Origin of the sequence: Maribacter sp. MJ134 (assembly GCF_003970695.1) — a bacterium.
Lineage (GTDB): Bacteria > Bacteroidota > Bacteroidia > Flavobacteriales > Flavobacteriaceae > Maribacter.
Genome location: NZ_CP034570.1, coordinates 3,876,140 through 3,894,617, shown reverse-complemented (window position 1 = coordinate 3,894,617; position 18,478 = coordinate 3,876,140). Strand labels below are relative to the sequence as shown.

The 18,478-nt window shown below is 41.6% G+C and carries 16 protein-coding genes and 2 tRNA genes; 9 read left to right on the top strand and 9 right to left on the bottom strand.

What is annotated here, in order from left to right; all coding sequences use genetic code 11:
* Positions 1-37: 37 nt before the first annotated feature.
* From EJ994_RS16825 to EJ994_RS16815, 3 genes are all read left to right on the top strand, one after another.
* Entirely contained in the window at positions 38-637 is a 600-nt protein-coding gene (locus EJ994_RS16825) for a LemA family protein (RefSeq protein WP_126593542.1), read from the top strand.
* Positions 638-646: 9 nt separating this feature from the next.
* Positions 647-1,084: a TPM domain-containing protein gene (locus tag EJ994_RS16820; RefSeq protein ID WP_126593541.1), complete on the top strand. Its 438-nt coding sequence runs from the start codon at positions 647-649 to the stop codon at positions 1,082-1,084.
* Between the two features lie 61 nt (positions 1,085-1,145).
* Positions 1,146-1,937 carry a TPM domain-containing protein gene (locus tag EJ994_RS16815; protein ID WP_126593760.1) on the top strand — a complete coding sequence of 264 codons (792 nt, stop codon included), beginning with the start codon at positions 1,146-1,148 and terminating at the stop codon, positions 1,935-1,937.
* A gap of 107 nt (positions 1,938-2,044) precedes the next feature.
* Here the strand turns inward: EJ994_RS16815 and der are convergent, their stop codons facing one another.
* From der to EJ994_RS16800, 3 genes are all read right to left on the bottom strand, one after another.
* Positions 2,045-3,349, bottom strand: coding sequence for a ribosome biogenesis GTPase Der (der, locus tag EJ994_RS16810; RefSeq protein WP_126593540.1), 1,305 nt, complete (start codon positions 3,347-3,349; stop codon positions 2,045-2,047).
* Positions 3,350-3,425: 76 nt separating this feature from the next.
* Positions 3,426-4,310, bottom strand: a complete 885-nt coding sequence (gene era, locus EJ994_RS16805; protein WP_126593539.1) for a GTPase Era — start codon at positions 4,308-4,310, stop codon at positions 3,426-3,428.
* Positions 4,297-5,661 carry an alanine/glycine:cation symporter family protein gene (locus tag EJ994_RS16800; RefSeq protein WP_126593759.1) on the bottom strand — a complete coding sequence of 455 codons (1,365 nt, stop codon included), beginning with the start codon at positions 5,659-5,661 and terminating at the stop codon, positions 4,297-4,299. The genes era and EJ994_RS16800 overlap by 14 nt, the downstream gene beginning before the upstream one ends.
* A gap of 230 nt (positions 5,662-5,891) precedes the next feature.
* Between EJ994_RS16800 and EJ994_RS16795 the strand changes: the two genes are divergently transcribed.
* From EJ994_RS16795 to EJ994_RS16780, 4 genes are all read left to right on the top strand, one after another.
* Positions 5,892-5,964 (top strand) — tRNA-Met (locus EJ994_RS16795).
* Positions 5,965-6,430: 466 nt separating this feature from the next.
* Entirely contained in the window at positions 6,431-8,074 is a 1,644-nt protein-coding gene (locus EJ994_RS16790; RefSeq protein ID WP_126593538.1) for a DUF885 family protein, read from the top strand.
* 23 nt (positions 8,075-8,097) lie between these two features.
* Positions 8,098-9,579 carry an APC family permease gene (locus EJ994_RS16785; protein ID WP_206507157.1) on the top strand — a complete coding sequence of 494 codons (1,482 nt, stop codon included), beginning with the start codon at positions 8,098-8,100 and terminating at the stop codon, positions 9,577-9,579.
* A gap of 3 nt (positions 9,580-9,582) precedes the next feature.
* The gene (locus EJ994_RS16780; protein WP_126593537.1) at positions 9,583-11,034 is read left to right on the top strand and encodes an aldo/keto reductase; all 1,452 of its coding nucleotides are present in this window, start codon (positions 9,583-9,585) and stop codon (positions 11,032-11,034) included.
* Here the strand turns inward: EJ994_RS16780 and EJ994_RS16775 are convergent.
* The 5 genes from EJ994_RS16775 to EJ994_RS16755 all read right to left on the bottom strand — a co-directional run bounded on the left by EJ994_RS16775 (position 11,021) and on the right by EJ994_RS16755 (position 16,832).
* Positions 11,021-11,911 (bottom strand): flavin reductase family protein, encoded by an 891-nt coding sequence (locus EJ994_RS16775; protein WP_241240812.1) that lies wholly within the window; start codon positions 11,909-11,911, stop codon positions 11,021-11,023. The genes EJ994_RS16780 and EJ994_RS16775 overlap by 14 nt on opposite strands.
* Before the next feature lie 73 nt (positions 11,912-11,984).
* Entirely contained in the window at positions 11,985-13,208 is a 1,224-nt protein-coding gene (gene fahA / locus EJ994_RS16770) for a fumarylacetoacetase (RefSeq protein ID WP_126593536.1), read from the bottom strand.
* Between the two features lie 81 nt (positions 13,209-13,289).
* A complete protein-coding gene (locus tag EJ994_RS16765) occupies positions 13,290-14,471 on the bottom strand; it encodes a homogentisate 1,2-dioxygenase (RefSeq protein ID WP_126593535.1) in 1,182 nt (393 codons plus the stop codon).
* A gap of 74 nt (positions 14,472-14,545) precedes the next feature.
* A complete protein-coding gene (gene hppD, locus EJ994_RS16760) occupies positions 14,546-15,679 on the bottom strand; it encodes a 4-hydroxyphenylpyruvate dioxygenase (RefSeq protein ID WP_126593534.1) in 1,134 nt (377 codons plus the stop codon).
* A gap of 67 nt (positions 15,680-15,746) precedes the next feature.
* Complete coding sequence (locus tag EJ994_RS16755) at positions 15,747-16,832, bottom strand: pyridoxal phosphate-dependent aminotransferase (protein WP_126593533.1); 1,086 nt, start codon at positions 16,830-16,832, stop codon at positions 15,747-15,749.
* A 111-nt stretch (positions 16,833-16,943) separates the two neighbouring features.
* Between EJ994_RS16755 and EJ994_RS16750 the strand changes: the two genes are divergently transcribed.
* Positions 16,944-17,390, top strand: a complete 447-nt coding sequence (locus EJ994_RS16750) for a MarR family winged helix-turn-helix transcriptional regulator (RefSeq protein ID WP_164721494.1) — start codon at positions 16,944-16,946, stop codon at positions 17,388-17,390.
* A gap of 168 nt (positions 17,391-17,558) precedes the next feature.
* A tRNA-Arg gene (locus EJ994_RS16745) sits at positions 17,559-17,632 on the top strand.
* 126 nt (positions 17,633-17,758) lie between these two features.
* Here the strand turns inward: EJ994_RS16745 and EJ994_RS16740 are convergent.
* Positions 17,759-18,472: a ribonuclease activity regulator RraA gene (locus EJ994_RS16740; protein WP_126593531.1), complete on the bottom strand. Its 714-nt coding sequence runs from the start codon at positions 18,470-18,472 to the stop codon at positions 17,759-17,761.
* Positions 18,473-18,478 lie beyond the last annotated feature (6 nt).

Here is an 18,478-nt window from a genome sequence, read left to right as displayed (position 1 = left end):
CTCCTGACAGGGAGAATAATTTAAAACTACACTAATCATGAAAAAAGGAATAATAGCACTTGTGGTACTAGCGGTCCTAGCATTTGGCCTATACCAATGGGGAGTAGGATTTAACAATACCGCCATCGCTCTAAAAGAAACATCGACCAAGACTTGGGCAAACGTAGAAAGCGCATACCAAAGAAGAAACGACCTTATCGGCAATTTAGTGAAAACGGTACAGGGTGCTGCCGATTTTGAGCGCGGAACATTAACCGATGTTATTGAAGCCCGTTCAAAGGCTACAGCAGTGAGTATAGACCCAACGAACATTACACCAGAACAACTAGCGCAATTCAACCAAGCGCAAAGTGGTCTAAGCGGAGCGTTGAGCAGACTTTTAGTTACTGTTGAGCGATATCCCGATTTAAAGGCCAATCAAAACTTTCTAGAACTACAATCCCAACTAGAAGGCACTGAAAATAGAATTAATGTGGCACGAGATCGTTTTAACGCCACGGTGGAACCTTATAATTTGCACATTAAAAAATTCCCGAATTCTATTCTTGCAGGGCTGTTCAACTTTGACGAATTGGCCTACTTCAAATCTGAAGCAGGTTCCGAACAAGCGCCCGATGTAAATTTTGAATTTGAATAAACCCGGTATATGTCCAGAGTAGAAGATTTTTTGACGGCAGAAGAAGAACAAGAAATTGTTGAAGCTATACTGCAAGCAGAAAAAAATACCTCGGGCGAAATAAGGGTTCATATTGAGGCGCATACGCGAGCAGACCATTACGAAAGAGCAAAAGATTTGTTTCATTTACTTAAAATGGACAATACCAAAGAGGAAAACGGGGTTCTTATCTATGTTGCGGTAAATGACAGGAAGTTCGCCATCTGCGGTGATAAAGGTATAGATAGGGTAGTTCCGAAGGATTTTTGGAAAAGCACAAAGAATACCATAGAGAAACATTTTAAAGAAGGTGCGTACAAAACCGGAATCGTTGCGGGGATACTTAAAGCGGGAACCGAGTTGGAACATCATTTTCCTTGGAAGCATGATGACACAAATGAACTAAGCAATGAGATATCCAAAGGATAGGCCCCTATTGACCTTCCCAATGGGTAGGAGAATATTGAAAAACTTCAATCGTCTCATCCTTATGGAGCCAAGAAGAATTTCATCTGCTTTTTTTATTTTTCTTTTTGTTCATTCAAGTTGGGGGCAATTTCAAATCCCTGAAAAACCGCAGAAAGAAACTAGCGTTTACGACTATATTCAGCTGCTGCCTGCATCTCAAAAAACGAGTCTGGAACAAAAACTCATTCGTTATTCGGATAGTACATCTACCCAAATTGTAGTAGCAATAATTGCAAGTACTGAGGGAGAAAACATCACCTATCTTGGCGCCCAATGGGGACAAAAATGGCGTATTGGCCAAGCGGGAAAAGACAATGGTGTCCTTGTACTGTTGGCCAGGGATGACCGAAAAATAGCCATTAATACAGGTTACGGTGTAGAAGCTACCTTGACCGATGCCATGTCGCGCAGGATTATCGAGGGTATCATTATTCCAGAATTTAAGACAGGTGATTATTATGGCGGACTCAATAAAGGTACCGATGCCATTTTCCAAGTACTTACGGGAGAATTTAAAGAAGAACGTTCTTTTGAGACCAATGATGGTTTATCATTAAGGGCGCTTTTACCCTTCATTATATTCTTCATCATTTTAATTATCCTTTCCAAACGCAACAAGGGTAACGGGCGTGGTAATGGTGGTAGAAGAAAAAGAGGCTTGGACCTTTGGGATGTCATCATACTTAGCAACATGGGCCGCAGTGGAGGCTCTGGCGGTTTTGGTGGTGGTGGAAGCTTTGGAGGCGGTGGAGGTTTTGGTGGTGGATTCGGCGGTGGCGGCTTTGGAGGCGGTGGTGCCTCTGGAGGGTGGTGATTCCTTCACACAAATACAAGTTCAATCTTAAATATCAAATCCAAACTAGGCATTAAGTTCAAAATAATTTGTCACCTACTTAGAGTAATACAAAAACGCTGAACAAATTACTTTTTCCTCATAAAAATACTGATGGGAACGCCTGAAAAATCAAACTCTTCCCGCAACTTATTCTCTAGATAGCGTTTATAGGGTTCTTTAACGTACTGGGGAAGATTGCAGAAAAAAGCAAACTGCGGGTAGGGTGTTGGCAACTGCGTACAAAACTTAATCTTTACATGTTTACCCTTGAATGCCGGGGGCGGATAATGCTCAATTAATGGCAACATTACTTCATTGAACTTACGCGTAATGATTTTTTTACTGCGGTTCTTGTAGACCTCTACCGCCGTTTCGATAGCCTTAAAAATACGTTGTTTCGTTAATACAGAAATAAAAAGTATCGGTACATCTGTGAAGGGCTCTATGGCCTGCTTTATTCGCTGGGTATATTGTTTCATGGTGTTGGTCTCTTTATCGGCTACCAAATCCCATTTGTTCACCAGTATTACAATACCCTTATGATTACGTTGTGCCAACCAAAAGATATTGGCCACTTGCCCGTCAAAACCTCTGGTAGCATCCAACAATAACAAACATACATCGCAATGCTCTATTGCCCGTACCGAACGCATCACGGAGTAAAACTCCAAATCTTCCTTTACTTTTGACTTTCTCCGTATCCCGGCCGTATCGACTAGATTAAATTCAAAACCAAATCGGTTATACTTAGTATCGATACTATCTCGTGTGGTTCCTGCGATGTCCGTTACAATATATCTATCCTCCCCTATCAAGGCATTGATAAAGGATGATTTACCTGCATTTGGCCGCCCGACCACCGCAAATCTTGGCAGCTCACTTTCCTCTTCTTGAACATCTGGAAGCTTTTCTACCAGAGCGTCCAATAATTCTCCCGTACCACTTCCGTTGATACTGGAAAGCGTGTAATAGTCACCCAATCCCAAGGCATAAAATTCTACGGCGTCTTCTTGCCTCATGGCGTTATCTACCTTGTTTATGGCAAGAAAAACCGGCTTATTGACCCTGCGTAGTAATTTGGCAACGTCTTCATCCATTCCCGTAACCCCGCTTTCTACATCTACCATAAAGATAATGGCATCCGCTTCTTGTATCGCCAGTTCTACCTGCTTATCTATTTCCTGTTCAAAAACGTCATCGCTACCTACAACATATCCACCCGTATCGATGATGGAAAACTCTTTCCCGTTCCAATCACTTTTACCATAATGACGATCTCTAGTAACTCCGCTCACGGCGTCCACAATAGCCTCCCTACGCTGAATTAAGCGGTTAAAAAAAGTTGATTTACCAACATTTGGCCTTCCTACAATGGCTACGATAGCTCCCATACCTCTGAATTTGGCTGCAAAGGTAGTATAAACAAAAGAATATGAGTTAGTTGATGGCGTATTATAAAACTAAAAATCAGCTATTATAACCGAACCTTTTTAACTGCCTACTATTATTTCGCCAGTTCTTGTTCACTTTTACGTATAATTCTATATGCACTTGCTTGTCAAAGAATTTTTCAAGGTCTTTCCTGGATTCGATACCAACGCGTTTTAAGGCGGAACCTTTATGCCCTATGATGATTCCTTTTTGGGTTTCGCGCTCGACCATAATAACGGAGCGAATTCGGATGATTTTTTCGTCTTCAAAAAACTCTTCCGTTTCTACCTCAACGGCATATGGAATTTCTTTCTTATAATACAGTAGGATTTTTTCCCGTATGGTTTCGTTTACAAAAAAGCGTTCAGGCTTATCGGTTAACTGGTCTTTTGGATAGTATGCAGGGGAATTTGGCAATAGCTCCAAAATGCGTTGAAATACGTTTTTTACATTGAAATTTGATAATGCAGAAATTGGGTGTAACTCCACAGATGGTAATTGTTCTTGCCAGTACTGCACTTGTTCCTCCAATATTTCTTGGGTAGTAGTATCAACCTTATTCAGGAGCAATAAAACTGGAATTCTACTATTTTTTATTTTCTCGAAAAAAGCCTCATCCTTTAATGCTTTTTCTCCAATTTCAACCATGTATATCAGAATGTCCGCATCTTCAAAGGCCGACTTTACAAAATTCATCATGGACGACTGCAAATCGTAGGCCGGTTTTATAATCCCAGGAGTATCGGATAAAATAACTTGAAAATCGTCTCCGTTAACAATACCGAGAATACGGTGTCTTGTAGTTTGCGCTTTTGATGTAATTATGGACAACTTCTCACCAACAAATGCATTCATCAAGGTGGACTTCCCAACATTAGGATTTCCAATAATATTTACAAATCCTGCTTTATGCTCCTTCATTCCTTAGTTTTTGAAAATATATCTTAGCGGCGGCGTTAACCTTTGGAGCCAACAAAAGTACGGCAATCATATTGGGTATTACCATTAAGGCATACGATAAATCAATGAGATTTTTCACTAATTCTAAAGATGCTACCGCAGCGAACACAATCATAATTACAAAATACCAATTGTAATACCTACCAATTTTTGCATTCGTCAAGAAAGAAAGACATTTAACACCGTAGTAGGAGTACGTAAATAACGTGGACATGGCAAACGCCGCTACAATTACCATTAAAAGAACTCCCCCCCAACTTCCCAAAGAAGTATTGAATGCGTTTAATGTCATTACAATTCCGCTTCCGTCCTCTAGATAAGCCCCACTTAATATAATGACAACTGCGGTAAAAGTGCACACCAAAATAGTGTCAATGAAAGGTCCCAACATGGCAACCAAGCCTTCCCTAATGGGCTCATCGTTTTTAGACTGTCCGTGGTACATGGGCGCACTACCTAAACCCGCCTCGTTAGAGAACATTGCCCTACGAACACCAATGATGACCAAGCCCCAGAAACCTCCCGTTACCAAGGTCTCAAAATTCCATGCTTCGGTCACTATAAGATTCAGGGAGGGTATTACCTGTGAAGCATTCAGAACCATCACCAATACAACGGCAAGCAAATAAATAAATACCATAAAAGGTACAATTGCAGTGGCTACTTTTGCAATTTTAGAAAGCCCCCCGAAAATCACGAAGGAGGTGATTATGGCCAGTATTACCCCAACGGATAATTTCCAGTTGAAATCGCTCATTTCAAAAAGCGTTTCCGCAGGTTGAATAACACTCATAAACGTTTCCGTAAATTGATTGGCAGTGAATACCCCCAGAAATCCAAAGAGACCTGCAATACAAAAGAAAATTGCCAAAGGTTTATACTTTTTCCCTAGTCCTTGCGTAATGTAGAACATGGGGCCGCCCTGCAAATTTCCTTCGGAGTCCTTTCCCCTGAACATAATGGATAGACTACAAGAATAAAATTTAATACACATACCGATAAGGGCGGTCATCCAAATCCAAAATACCACACCCGGACCACCATCATGAATAGCAATCGCTACCCCAGAGATATTACCTAAACCTACCGTGGCGGCTACGGCAGCAGAAAGCGCTTGGAGCGAGCTCACATCTCCCTCTGCATTATCATCGTCATACTTACCTCTTGTTATGGCTATTGCATGCCCAAAAAAGCGATAGGGCAGTAATTTTGAACGGAATACCAAAAAAATACCTCCTCCGATAAGAAGAATAAACATAGGCCATTCCGTACCTGAGATGGCACTTACCAAAAAGTCGTTGAGTTGCTCCATGATTCCGAAGGTAGTTATTTCATTTAAAATTTTATTAGACACCTATGGATTCGATTTATTTTTAAATCAAATCTTCTTTAAATTTGGAAATAAGCTTAAAAGCGTTGTATCTTTGTCGTCCACATCGCAGGATAGAGCAGTATCCTTCGACCACGCTCAGGACATGGCACCTACTTGAACTGAGTTAACATATTGAAAATTCGTTTCCAAAAGAAACAAAACGCATATATCGCGGGATAGAGCAGTAGGTAGCTCGTCGGGCTCATAACCCGAAGGTCACTGGTTCGAGTCCAGTTCCCGCTACTAAGAAAGCCATCAACGAAAGTCGGTGGCTTTTTTTGCATATAGTTAAATCATTAGCGCTCATATCTGCCCAAGGCGGACACTGGTTCCCCCGAGGCTTCGGGGCAGTTCCCGCTACTAAATTCAACGATTCGCTTCCCAAAATACCTTGGGCACAAAAGGATGGACCAGAAAATACAGACCTTGGCATGTTGTTCATGTTGAATTCTTCGCTACCAGAACTTTGTCCATGAAAAGAGAAAAATTCCTTAAATCGGGCAAAGGAAGGCAGTGGAGAAAACAGAATATAGTATTGCGGTAGGGCCCATATCCGCCCAAGGCGGACACAGGTTCCCCCGAGGTTTCGGGACAGTTCCCGCTACTAGAAAAGTAGCTTCATAGAAATATGAGGCTTTTTATTTTCCCTATTATCAGTTCTTACTTTTAAAAATCTCTTGAATAAGTTATCTTTTGAAAAAATATAGAAATGACCTTCAAAAGACCTTTATCCGTTCTCCTATATTTCTTGTTTTCATTTCAATGGGGAATGGGGCAAATAGAATCAAATACCTCTTATGAAACCTTGGAAGCCCTTTACAAAGAATGGCGCGCTTTTGAAGAACCACCAAAGTACCAAGGGGCTCCAGATTATAGGACCATTACTTTTAATAAAAGACAGGCTGCTTTTAAGGTGTTACAAACAAAGTTAAAAGATATAAGTATCATAGACTGGCCAGTATCCGAACAAGTTGACTGGCACATTTTGCTTGCAGAAATGAACGGTTACGATTTTAATTATCGCATACTAAGACCCTGGCATCGAGACCCGGCCTTTTACAAAACCGTTTGGATGAGCCGAAGCGATGTTCCCGCTCACGAAGGTCCTACCCATCATGCACTGCTGGAGGTTTGGCAATACAACTTTCCCTTAGACCAAAAATCCAAGGAAAAAATGATGAAAGAACTGCAGGTTATTCCCGTTCTTAACGAGCAGGCAAAACTTAACTTAACCGGAAATGCCAAAGACCTCTGGATAACTGGTATACGAGATATCCGAGGGCAAATCAATAATCTAGAGGCATTGCAAAATATGCTAGGAATCGCAAAAGACAAAGCTCTTGCCAAAGCAATAACCAAAGCAAAAGAGGCTACGATAAATCTTGTTAAGTGGTTAGAAGAGCAGGCTTCTTCTAAGACGGGACCCAGTGGAATAGGGAAAGAAAATTACACATGGTACCAGCAGAACGTACATTTGGTACCCCTCACCTGGGAGGATGAAGTAGTATTATTAAAAAGAGAGCTGTCAAGAGCATGGACCGCTTTAAAGTTAGAGGAGCATAGAAACAGGAACTTGCCAAAGCTCGTCGCGGCAGATTCTCCTGAGGTGTATCAAGAATTAGCTGCTGCATCCGCTGAAAGTCTGCTAAAATTTTTGGAACAGGAGGATATTGTTACGGTTAAAGAATATTTTAAACCTGCGCTAGCCGAACATTATGGGGCCTTTGTTCCCGAAGAGAAACGTAATTTCTTTTGGATAACTGCGCACTATGACCCAAGACCCCTATTCTCTCATTTTTATCATTGGTTTGATTTGGCCCGTATGGACAAAGAACCAAATCCGAGCATTATTCGAAAGAATCCTTTACGCTATAACATTTTCGACTCTAGAAACGAAGGTTTGGCCACGGCGGTAGAGGAAATGTTTCTACAGGCCGGTCTTTACGACGATAACCCGAGAGTGCGGGAAATTGTATATATTATGATTGCGCAACGGGCGGCAAGAGGTCTGGGATCACTCTATGCCCACGCCAATGAAATGACCATGGAAGAGGCAGGAAAAATACATTCCGACTATACTCCACGAGGGTGGATGAAAACCGAAAAAGAACTTTTGATTTTTGAACAGCATCTCTATTTGCGTCAGCCTGGCTATGGCACCAGTTATATTACCGGTAAGTATCTGGTAGAGCAAGCCTTAGCGGAATATGCCCGTCTCTCTGAGAAAAAAGGGCAACCTTTTCAACTGAAATCTTTTTTTGACAAATTAAACGGTATCGGTAACATCCCCATTACTTTAGGACAATGGGAATTAACAGGAAGCAGGGACCATTTAAATAGTATCCTAGATTAATAAGTTCATAAGCCCAATTCAAGTTGAGTAAAGCACCCAAACTTTCTAGACAATTAGGCCTTTTGGCTTTGACGGCTACTGGCGTTTGCTCTATGCTGGGCGCTTCAATAAACGTTGTGCCGTTTATGATTCAAAAGAACGTTCCGGGTATTGGTCCGTACGTGCTATATGCTTTTGCCTTTGCCGCAGTGCCTGCCATTTTCGCTGCACTTGCCTACGGTATTCTCGCCTCGGCAATGCCCAGAGCAGGTGGCAGTTATATTTATGCTAGCAGGGGACTGCATCCCTATTTGGGTTTCGTAGCAAGTTTTTCGCAATGGTTTGGACTCTCTATCGTCATCGGGGTAATCGCTTATGTTACTATCCCTTTTATACGTGATATTGCTATGGAACTGGGATGGGTAGGGATGTCCCAAACCTTAGAACTGGGATGGGTAAGAATTTCTTTGGCACTACTACTGATATGGAGTTTTGTAGGGATCAATATCCGAGGGGCAAAATCCTACGCCTTCACCTTATTGCCCATGATGTTTCTTATGTTCGTTTTAGGCGGCATTGTTATCATAGCCGGATATTATTTTACACCTTCAGATTTTGTAATGGCCTTAGAACTTAGAGAAAATAGAAATTTTACACCCATAGAAAACGCTGTTTTTGACTGGCGTATCTTCCTCTCCTCAGCAGCACTGTTATTTTCTAGTTTTATAGGTTTCGACTCTATTGCTCAGGCTGGTGGTGAGGCCAAAAACCCAACAAATACCTTACCTAGGGCCATTATCTTATCTATAACTTCGGTTGGGCTTTTCTATTTCCTATTTGCATCGGCGGTATACCATACCGTGCCTTGGAGTTTTGTTGCAGAAGAAGCCATTAAGAAAGATATCTCGGCCCCTGGTCTGCTCAGTTATGTACTACCTTCCGGTCTTGGCATTGCTATTTTGTTGGGCGCCACCATCGCCTTGATCAACGATTTGCCCGCCATGTTGCTTTCCGTTTCGCGTTTAATGTTCGCATGGGCCAAGGACGGCATCTTTCCGAATTTTATCACGACTATCCATAAAACGTATAAAACCCCTAATGTTGCTCTACTACTAGCCGGACTCATGGCGAGCGTTGGCGTATTCGGTTCCCATTTTGCTGGCGATTTTTTCTTGGGAATAGATATTATGGTCACCTCAATGATGGTGAATTTTTTATTGATGTGCATTACCCTGATTACACTACCCAAGGTCAATAAAGAACTCGCGGATAAAATTAGTATGTTTAAAAATAGAAGGTTACAACTGGTCATCGGGTGGGCGGGTATCGTTTCCTTGATTCTTTTCCTAGCGGTACATACCTATAAGGACCTTAGTTCTAACGTGGAGGAATGGTATTTTCACTCCACTCCTATTTGGCTTCTTGTCATGGGAATGGCGAGCTTGCTCTTTGTAACTAAATGGAGACAGCTCAAAAACCAGGGCTCCGACCCAGATAAAATCTTTAAAGTACTCCCAGAAGAATAAATTATGACAGCTAAAATTCACCTTGCGAAGAATTTAGAAATTTCCAGAATCATTACCGGTCTTTGGCAAATAGCCGATATGGAACGTGATGGAAAAACCCTAGATCCAGTGGCGACCGCTGCCTTTATGGAACCATACGTGGTCGACGGATTTACCACCTTTGATATGGCCGACCATTATGGCTCTAGCGAGATTATAACCGGAACTTTTAAAAATAACAATCCGTTGGGAAATCAGGTACAGTTGTTTACCAAATGGGTGCCAGAACCGGGAGATATCACTTTAGCCGATGTAAGAACCGCCACACAAACAGCCTTAGACCGTATGCAACAAACGAGCGTAGACCTGATGCAGTTTCATGCATGGAACTATCCCGACCCAAGTTGGTTAGACGGACTCTTTCATTTAAAACAATTGCAGGAAGAAGGTCTTATAAAACATATCGGTGTTACCAATTTTGATGCTGCCCATTTACGGATTGCCTGCGCTAGCGGAATTCCTATTGTGAGTAATCAAATTTGCCATTCTTTACTTGACCAAAGGGCTGCCACGGAAATGACGGATGTTTGCACGGAGTATGATGTAAAGTTGTTAGCGTTCGGCACCTTAGCGGGCGGATTTCTAACCGATAAATGGTTGAACAAAGATGAACCTGCCGAAACCGAATTGACAACGTGGTCCCAAATGAAATACAAACGTTTTATTGATGCCGCAGGCGGATGGGACAACTATCAAAATGTGCTTAGTGCCACAAAAAAAGTAGCGGATAGACATGACGTATCCATAGCGAATATTGCAAGCCGATATATTCTGGAAAATCTTAACGTAGCGGCGGTTATTGTCGGCGCCAGATTGGGAGAACGAAACCATATCCAGGATAATAAGAAGATACTAACCATAGACCTTTCAGCAGAGGATATTAACACGATAAAAGAGGCCCAAAAAATGCTGCTGCCCATTCCTGGCAACTGTGGAGATGAATATAGAAAACCTCCTTTCTTAACGGCTTCGGGAGACTTGAGCCACCATTTAGAAAAAATACCTAAACCGTTTACAATCAATAAGTCAAGTGAATCTAGGGAACAAATTTTCAGCGGGACCGAGTGGGAGTCCTTTGCTGGATATTGCCGCGCTGTGAAAGAAGACAACCGTATTCACATTTCTGGCACAACGGCCACACATGGTTCGCGTAAGATTGGCGGAGCGGATGCAGCAGCACAGGCACATTTTGTCATCGATAAAATAGAAGCAGTACTACAAACTTTTGAAACGACCTTGGAAAGCGTAGTGCGTACGCGGATATTCGTTCACAACATAGATGATTGGGAACCCGTTGCCCGCGCACATGGCGAACGCTTTAAAGGCATAAATCCTGCCAATACTTTAGTAGAAGCGAAGTTAGTTGGTGAGGGTTATCTGGTAGAGATTGAAGCCGAGGCCATTATTCAAAACTAAACAGTAAGGATAAAGCATCTTGCGCTCTACCTTGCTCTAACCATGATTTGGCCAATTGATGAACTTTTGCCTTGTCCCCATCAGAAAGTTGCGCTTTAACCTCCTTATCCGTAAGAATGTTATTTATTTCCGATGCGGTTGGTACACGTTCCAAATTACCCAAACGTCCCAAGTTATTTCCCGTAAGAATTTCACTTTCCCGAATGGATACTGGAAGTTGATCCACTCCCATACCTTTTGTCCGGATGGGCTTGGGGATTTCAAAAAGTGCTGTGCCACTTGCCCGTGTATACCAACTCTCGCCCATTCTACCTACCAAATCCAGCTTTTGGGTATCTAACTTATTGTCCGTTAAATATTCTTTATTGATATGTATGAGCTCCACTTTGGCTAAAATCAAATTTCCTGCCCCGGGCGTGTCCGCCAACTCAATTACTTCGGTTACCGTACATTCTAGTGCCACCGGTGCTTCACCAACACGGGGAGGTTTTACTTTTTCGCTCTGCACCTGAGTAAGTCCCGCTTTTACAAATTCGTTTACGCCTTTATCGTATGCCGTACTGGATAAGGACATTTGCTCTACAATAGGGTAATTTACGATGTTAATGACCACTTCTGGTACTTCTTTTACATTCTGATGCGAATGTTTTAAACTACCGTCCCTACCGCTGCGTGCGGGGGAGAATATGAGTATCGGCGGATTGGAACTAAAAACATTGAAGAAGCTAAACGGACTTAAATTCACCCTACCCTCCGCATCAATGGTACTGGCAAAACAAATTGGCCTTGGTGCCACTGCGGAAAGTAAATATCCGTGTAGCTCCGGTTGAGAAATAGCTTTTGGGTCTATGGTCTTAATCATATGTGTTTCTTTCATTTAGGCCTTGGCATTCATTATAAATAGCGTACAGTGTAGATGCAACACCTTTCTAATCCTGCTTTTAAACAGACTACGTTTTCGCTGGCAGTATTTTGGCACTTACCGCTCCAAAGCCTACACGCTTACCTTCTTTTTCCGCAAAACCGCGCATGGTCACCGTATCCCCGTCATTTATGAATTTACGTTCGGAACCATCGTTCATTTTCAACGGTTTAGTGCCCATCCAAGCCAATTCTAGCATGGAACCATAGGAGTTTTCATCTTTTCCGGAAATAGTACCGGAACCGTATAGGTCACCGACTTTTATATTACATCCATTTACGGTATGGTGTGCCAATTGTTGCGCCATATTCCAATACATGTATTTAAGATTAGAATTACAGACCGTTTTTTCTTCACTCCCTTCCGGGGTAATGCTGACGGATAAATTAACATCATAATTCTTCTGCCCGTTATACTGTAGATATGGTAGTACTTCAGGTTCTTGTTTTGGCCCAGCAACCTTAAACGGTTCCAGTGCTTCTAGTGTTACTATCCATGGTGAAATGTGTGAAGCAAAATTTTTAGCCAAGAAAGGCCCTAGCGGTACGTATTCCCATTTTTGGATGTCACGTGCGGACCAGTCGTTCAATAAAACCAATCCGAAGATGTAATCATCTGCCTCAGAGGTAGAAACCGAGGAACCGAGCTTGGTATTCTTTCCGGTGATAAAACCCATTTCCAATTCGAAATCTACGCGTGCCGAGGGGCCAAAAATAGGTTGGTCCGCACCATTGGGAACGGTTTGCCCTTTTGGTCTATGCACTGCGACATCACTTACCATGATAGAGCTTGCCCTACCGTGATACCCCACGGGAATGTGTCTCCAGTTCGGAAGTAAAGCGTTTTCCGGGTCGCGGAACATTTTTCCAACATTTGTAGCATGTTCTATACTGGAATAGAAATCGGTATAGTCTCCTATGGAAACCGGCAGGTGCATTTGCGCTTCTGACTGCTTTACAAAAAGTTCTGGCCTTCCTGCCAATACCGAAGTATCGTCTTTTAACCAAGACTGAATATCTGTCCTTACCTTATTGGTAATAGGCTTGCCCAAATCTATAAAATCGTTGAGCGTGTTTTTTTCAAGCACCGCAGTGTTAAAGTCAAAGACCTCTAGTTTCGCCACAGCGACCAAATCTAAAATATGCTCGCCTATGGCAACTCCCGCTCTTGGACTTCTATCAGTTGTAGAAAAAATCCCAAAAGGAATATTATATATGGAAAAATCTGAATTTTCAGGTATGTGTACAATCATTTTATCAGTGTCTGGAAATAATAAATAAGTCTAAGGACGTTTGTCCTATATCTTGTTTCTAAGTTCTTGTTTCATTTGTTCTCACCCTTTTTGGGAATCAGAAGGATTTTCTAACCAAGATTTGTAATAGTTACCATCATCAATCTTCATTGCATTTTCGGTAAGCTGCAGTGGTTTAAAGGTATCAATCATTACCGCAAGTTCCTCGGTCTTCGTTTTGCCAATACTGGCCTCATAAGTTCCGGGGTGTGGTCCGTGCGGAATACCTGCAGGATGAAGTGAAATGTACCCTGGACCAATTCCCGTTCTACTCATAAAATCACCATCTACATAATACAACATTTCGTCAGAATCTATATTGGAATGGTTGTATGGTGCTGGTATGGATTTTGGATGATAGTCGTACAAACGTGGACAGAAGGAACATATCACAAAAGCGCTTGTTTCAAAGGTCTGATGTACCGGTGGCGGTTGATGCACCCTACCTGTAATGGGTTCAAAATTATGTATAGAAAATCCGTAGGGATAGTTATAACCGTCCCACCCTACTACATCGAAAGGATGTGTTGCATATACCAAATGGTGCAACATGCCCTGTTTCTTGATTTTCATAAGAAACTCTCCCTTTTCGTCATGTGTCTGTAAGTCTTGCGGTAGTTTGTAATCGCGCTCGCAAAATGGAGAATGTTCTAATAATTGACCAAACCAATTGCGATAGCGTTTTGGAGTATAAATGGGATGAAAGGATTCCGCGTACAGAATGCGGTTCTCTTCGGTATCAAATTCAATTTGATAAATCATCCCGCGTGGAATAATGAGATAATCTCCATATTCAAAAGGTATATTCCCCACAAAGGTTTTTAATGTTCCTGTGCCTTGGTGGATGAACAACATTTCATCTGCATCCGAATTTTTATAGAAATATTCGGTCATGGATTTTTTAGGAGCTGCCAGCCCAATATGAACGTCATTGTTGACAAGCATAGGTTCTCTGGATTCTAAAAAATCATCTTTTGGAGCAATATCAAAACCTATTAACTTTCTGGATTTTATGTGCTTTGCTTCGGCTATTTTTGGGCTCATATCAATGGCCTCGCCAATCTCCTTTACCTGTGTGGGCCTATGAACATGATAAAGTAGCGATGACATCCCATCAAAACCAATAGTCCCAAATAATTGCTCATAATATAAACCTCCACTTGGTTTCTCAAATTGAGTATGTCTTTTTGGCGGAAACTTTCCTAATTTATGATATATGGGCATGATTTTAAGTTATGCGTTATGGTTAGGAATGCTGAATTTAGAACCTAGTCCTGTATACAGCAATCCTAACTTAATTAATGTAATGTACCTCTTAATTGTTGTTCTAGTTCAATGGCTTCGAACAATGCTTTAAAGTTACCTTTTCCAAATGATTGTGCTCCCTTTCTTTGAATAATTTCAAAGAACATGGTCGGTCTTGGCTCTATGGGTCTGGTGAAAATCTGTAGCAGGTATCCTTCATCGTCCCTATCCACCAAAATTCCAAGCTCTTTCAGCGGTGCAATATCCTCGTCTATTTTACCCACTCGGTCCGTAACCGCGTCATAATAGGTGTCGGGGATAGTCAAAAATTCTATACCCCTACTTTTTAAATCGCGTACCGTTTGGATAATATCGTCGGTTGCAACGGCAATATGCTGCACACCTTCACCTTCATAAAAATCCAAATATTCCTCTACTTGAGATTTCTTAGCACCTTCCGCAGGTTCATTGATAGGGAATTTTATTCGTCCATTACCATTACTCATCACCTTACTCATTAAGGCGGTATATTCAGTAGAAATATCATTATCGTCAAAAGAAAGGATATTTACAAAACCCATTGCCTTCTCATAGAACTCCACCCAATAGTTCATCCTATCCCAATCTACATTACCCACCATATGGTCTACATACTTCAATCCTGTTGGCGCTGGATTATAGTCTGGCGTTTCCCATTTCGTATATCCAGGTAAGAAGGTTCCATTGTAATCTTTACGCTCTACAAAAATATGAACCGTTTCTCCATAGGTATAAATACCTGCACGCACCACTTTACCTTCCTCATCTTCTTCGGTAACCGGCTCCGTGTAGGATTTAGCTCCTTTACTTACCGCTGTTTCATACGCATAAGTGGCATCGTCTACCCAAAGTGCCACCACTTTAACCCCATCGCCGTGCCTATCAATATGCTTACCGATCTCGGTACCACTCTTCAAAGGCGAAGTTAATACTAACCGTATCTTATTTTGAATTACCACATAACTTTCGCGGTCCTTTAATCCCGTTTGTAATCCGGCATAGGCGTACGATTGAAAGCCAAAAGCTGTTTTATAGAAGTGCGCTGCTTGTTTGGAATTACCCACGTACAACTCAATGTAGTCTGTGCCATTGATGGGCATAAAATCCTTGGCATCTTCATGCAATTTTGGTAAAGCTGTAGTATCCATAATTATTTCTTTCTGTTTATTGTTGCATATGCAACAAATATATTAAAAAATTGTTTCGTTCTTAATCTTATCTATTATTTAACAGCTCCTTCAGAACTGCCAACATGGCTTCATTTGCCTTTCGGACTCCAAAAGATATCCTCACCTTTCCTGGAGCCCCAAACACGCCCACAGGCCTCACCATAATTCCCCTTTCTTCCATAAATTTTGTAAACTCCATGTCAGCTATGGGTGGGTCTATCATCACAAAATTTCCTTCGGTAGGCCAAAATTTAATTCCAAGCTCCCGTAGACCTTCTAAAACAAATTGCCTTTCTACACGAACCAATTCCACGGTGCGTTGTACAAAATCTACATCTTCCAGAGCGGCAATGGCCCCTTCCAAAGCCAAGGAGGACAATAAGAACGGTTTGCAGACTTTACGGATGTAATTACTTAGTTCCAATGGAGCGTAGCAATAACCGACACGCAAGCCTGCCAAACCATAGGTTTTAGAAAAACTGTTTATTGCAATAATAGGATGACCTTCTAGCACAAATGGCAATGCCGATGTATAATCCGATGCTACCGCAAAATGTCGGTACACCTCATCATAAACAACTATGATTTCTTTAGGTAATCGCGAAAGAAAGTCGGCTAGAACATGACGGGGAATGTGGTTACCGGAGGGGTTATTGGGCGAAGCTAAAAACACAAGCTTCGTCCGTTCCGTAATTACTTTTAAAATACCCTCTAAATTGTAGTCATAGTCCGGTGTCATAGGCACATTAATAGCTTTGGCACCCATCCAACGCGTAAAGGCCGTATAGGGCAGAAAGCAAGGTTGCGATACAATGACTTCATCGCCTTCTGACAAAAACACCTTTGAGATAATATCTATGATTTCCGAACCGCTATTTGCCGTAACAAAATGGTCAGGAGCCAATTTCCCCTCAAAATCCTTGGATAGGGCTTCTCGCAATCTTATGTCCGTATTATCCGGATACAGGCTCAAATCATTCAGCGCGTTGCTAATCGCAAGGCTTACTTTTTGGGAAAAACCCAACGGATTTTCATTCGATGACAACTTGTGTACCTCAATACCCTCGGGCATTACTAGTTTTTTACCTCCGCCCTTGTAGGTGCTATCTTCTTGAATATAGGATTTGTACATAATGCTATTAAACCTTAGTAGTCAAAAGTAATGCATTTTTTCATTATTGTTGCATTAACAACATTATTTTATATTTTCTGCTTACTTTTGAGAACTACAACGATTTTATCTATGGACACAACAGAAGGTTTTGGAGTGTATCTTGACCGTACCCTTAAAAAAGTACAACATACTTTCTTGAGAACTTTTATCGAAAACGATATTGATCTCACCATTGAGCAATGGGTTATTTTGCGCAGGGTACATCTTTTGGGGCCGGATGCCTCTCAAGCAGAAATAAGCAATACCAACTTTAGGAACAGGGCAACAACCTCTAGAGTTATCCGTGGACTTTGTAAAAAGGGGCTTTTAGAGAAAACGCGTTTTGGAAATGATCAAAAGCGTTACAGACTTTTAATGACCGATGCTGGCAAGAACCTCATGAATAAAGTAATGCCATTGATCAAGGATATTCGCAAAATGAGCATTAAGGATATCAGTGATTACGAATTTGATATATTCCTTAAAGTTTTGGACCAAATTTGGGAAAACTATGACCAATATGAAGCTAATAGATAAGTACTTAAGGGCAGTTGGAAATTAGCGTAATGTTCCTTTAGTCCATAAAATGAGTACGCTATAAGAAACGTGTCGTTTTTTATAGCATCTTTTAGCTATTTTGGTTTTACAGCTATATAAAATTTAGTAGATTTGCACCCACATTTGAAAAACCGTTTCAAATGTTAGGGTCGCATAGCTCAGCTGGATAGAGCATCTGCCTTCTAAGCAGACGGTCGGAGGTTCGAATCCTCCTGCGATCACAAAAAAATGCCTTAAAGACCCTACATCTTTAGGGTTTTTTTATGGCCAATCCGTAGGGCATCTGTAACTATGGAGTAAGCTTTAGCTCGCTACATCTTGCATTAATTGCAAAACTTGACTGTGGATTATCTTGATTTCTTCCATATTTCAAACTGATTTCCGATAGCATCATCCGTAAGCGGATAGAGTCCAACAATGGTTTTTCCGTTTTGAACTTGCTCCATCACAAATTCCTCATACAAGGTCATCTTTGAACATTCTTGGACCACTTCATCAATTAAATGAACGGGAATAACCATGACACCATCATCATCGCCCAGAATGATATCACCCGGAAAAACGGCGACATCTCCACATCCTATGGGCTCATTTATAGCTATGGCTTGGTGCAAGGTTAAATTTGTTGGCGCCGAAGGCCTGTTGTGATAAGCGGAAAAATCCAAATCAGCAATCTCAGCGGAATCACGAAAACCCCCATCGGTTACAATACCGGCAACGCCACGTTTCATTAAACGTGTTGCCAATATAGAACCCGCGGAGGCCGCACGCGCATTTTTCCTACTATCAATAACAAGAACGGCACCTTCAGGACATGTTTCGACAGCTACACGTTGCGGATGGTCAGGGTCTTTAAAGACTGCTATTGTATTTAAATCTTCTCGGGCGGGTATGTACCGTAGGGTAAAAGCCTCTCCAACCATGGTAGGTCTTCCTTTTTTTAGCGGAACAACGTTTTGTATGAATTGATTTTTTAACCCTTTCTTGAACAAAAACGTAGCTACGGTAGCCGTGCTAATAAACCTAAGCTTTTCTCTATTTGTTTTAGATAATTTACTCATATCTTG

Coding starts and splice junctions, on each gene's coding strand:
- EJ994_RS16825 (WP_126593542.1), top strand. CDS start 38: ATGAAAAAAGGAATAATAGCACTTGTGGTACTAGCGGTCCTAGCATTT.
- EJ994_RS16820 (WP_126593541.1), top strand. CDS start 647: ATGTCCAGAGTAGAAGATTTTTTGACGGCAGAAGAAGAACAAGAAATT.
- EJ994_RS16815 (WP_126593760.1), top strand. CDS start 1,146: ATGGAGCCAAGAAGAATTTCATCTGCTTTTTTTATTTTTCTTTTTGTT.
- der (WP_126593540.1), bottom strand. CDS start 3,349: ATGGGAGCTATCGTAGCCATTGTAGGAAGGCCAAATGTTGGTAAATCA.
- era (WP_126593539.1), bottom strand. CDS start 4,310: ATGAAGGAGCATAAAGCAGGATTTGTAAATATTATTGGAAATCCTAAT.
- EJ994_RS16800 (WP_126593759.1), bottom strand. CDS start 5,661: ATGGAGCAACTCAACGACTTTTTGGTAAGTGCCATCTCAGGTACGGAA.
- EJ994_RS16790 (WP_126593538.1), top strand. CDS start 6,431: ATGACCTTCAAAAGACCTTTATCCGTTCTCCTATATTTCTTGTTTTCA.
- EJ994_RS16780 (WP_126593537.1), top strand. CDS start 9,583: ATGACAGCTAAAATTCACCTTGCGAAGAATTTAGAAATTTCCAGAATC.
- EJ994_RS16775 (WP_241240812.1), bottom strand. CDS start 11,911: ATGAAAGAAACACATATGATTAAGACCATAGACCCAAAAGCTATTTCT.
- fahA (WP_126593536.1), bottom strand. CDS start 13,208: ATGATTGTACACATACCTGAAAATTCAGATTTTTCCATATATAATATT.
- EJ994_RS16765 (WP_126593535.1), bottom strand. CDS start 14,471: ATGCCCATATATCATAAATTAGGAAAGTTTCCGCCAAAAAGACATACT.
- hppD (WP_126593534.1), bottom strand. CDS start 15,679: ATGGATACTACAGCTTTACCAAAATTGCATGAAGATGCCAAGGATTTT.
- EJ994_RS16755 (WP_126593533.1), bottom strand. CDS start 16,832: ATGTACAAATCCTATATTCAAGAAGATAGCACCTACAAGGGCGGAGGT.
- EJ994_RS16750 (WP_164721494.1), top strand. CDS start 16,944: ATGGACACAACAGAAGGTTTTGGAGTGTATCTTGACCGTACCCTTAAA.
- EJ994_RS16740 (WP_126593531.1), bottom strand. CDS start 18,472: ATGAGTAAATTATCTAAAACAAATAGAGAAAAGCTTAGGTTTATTAGC.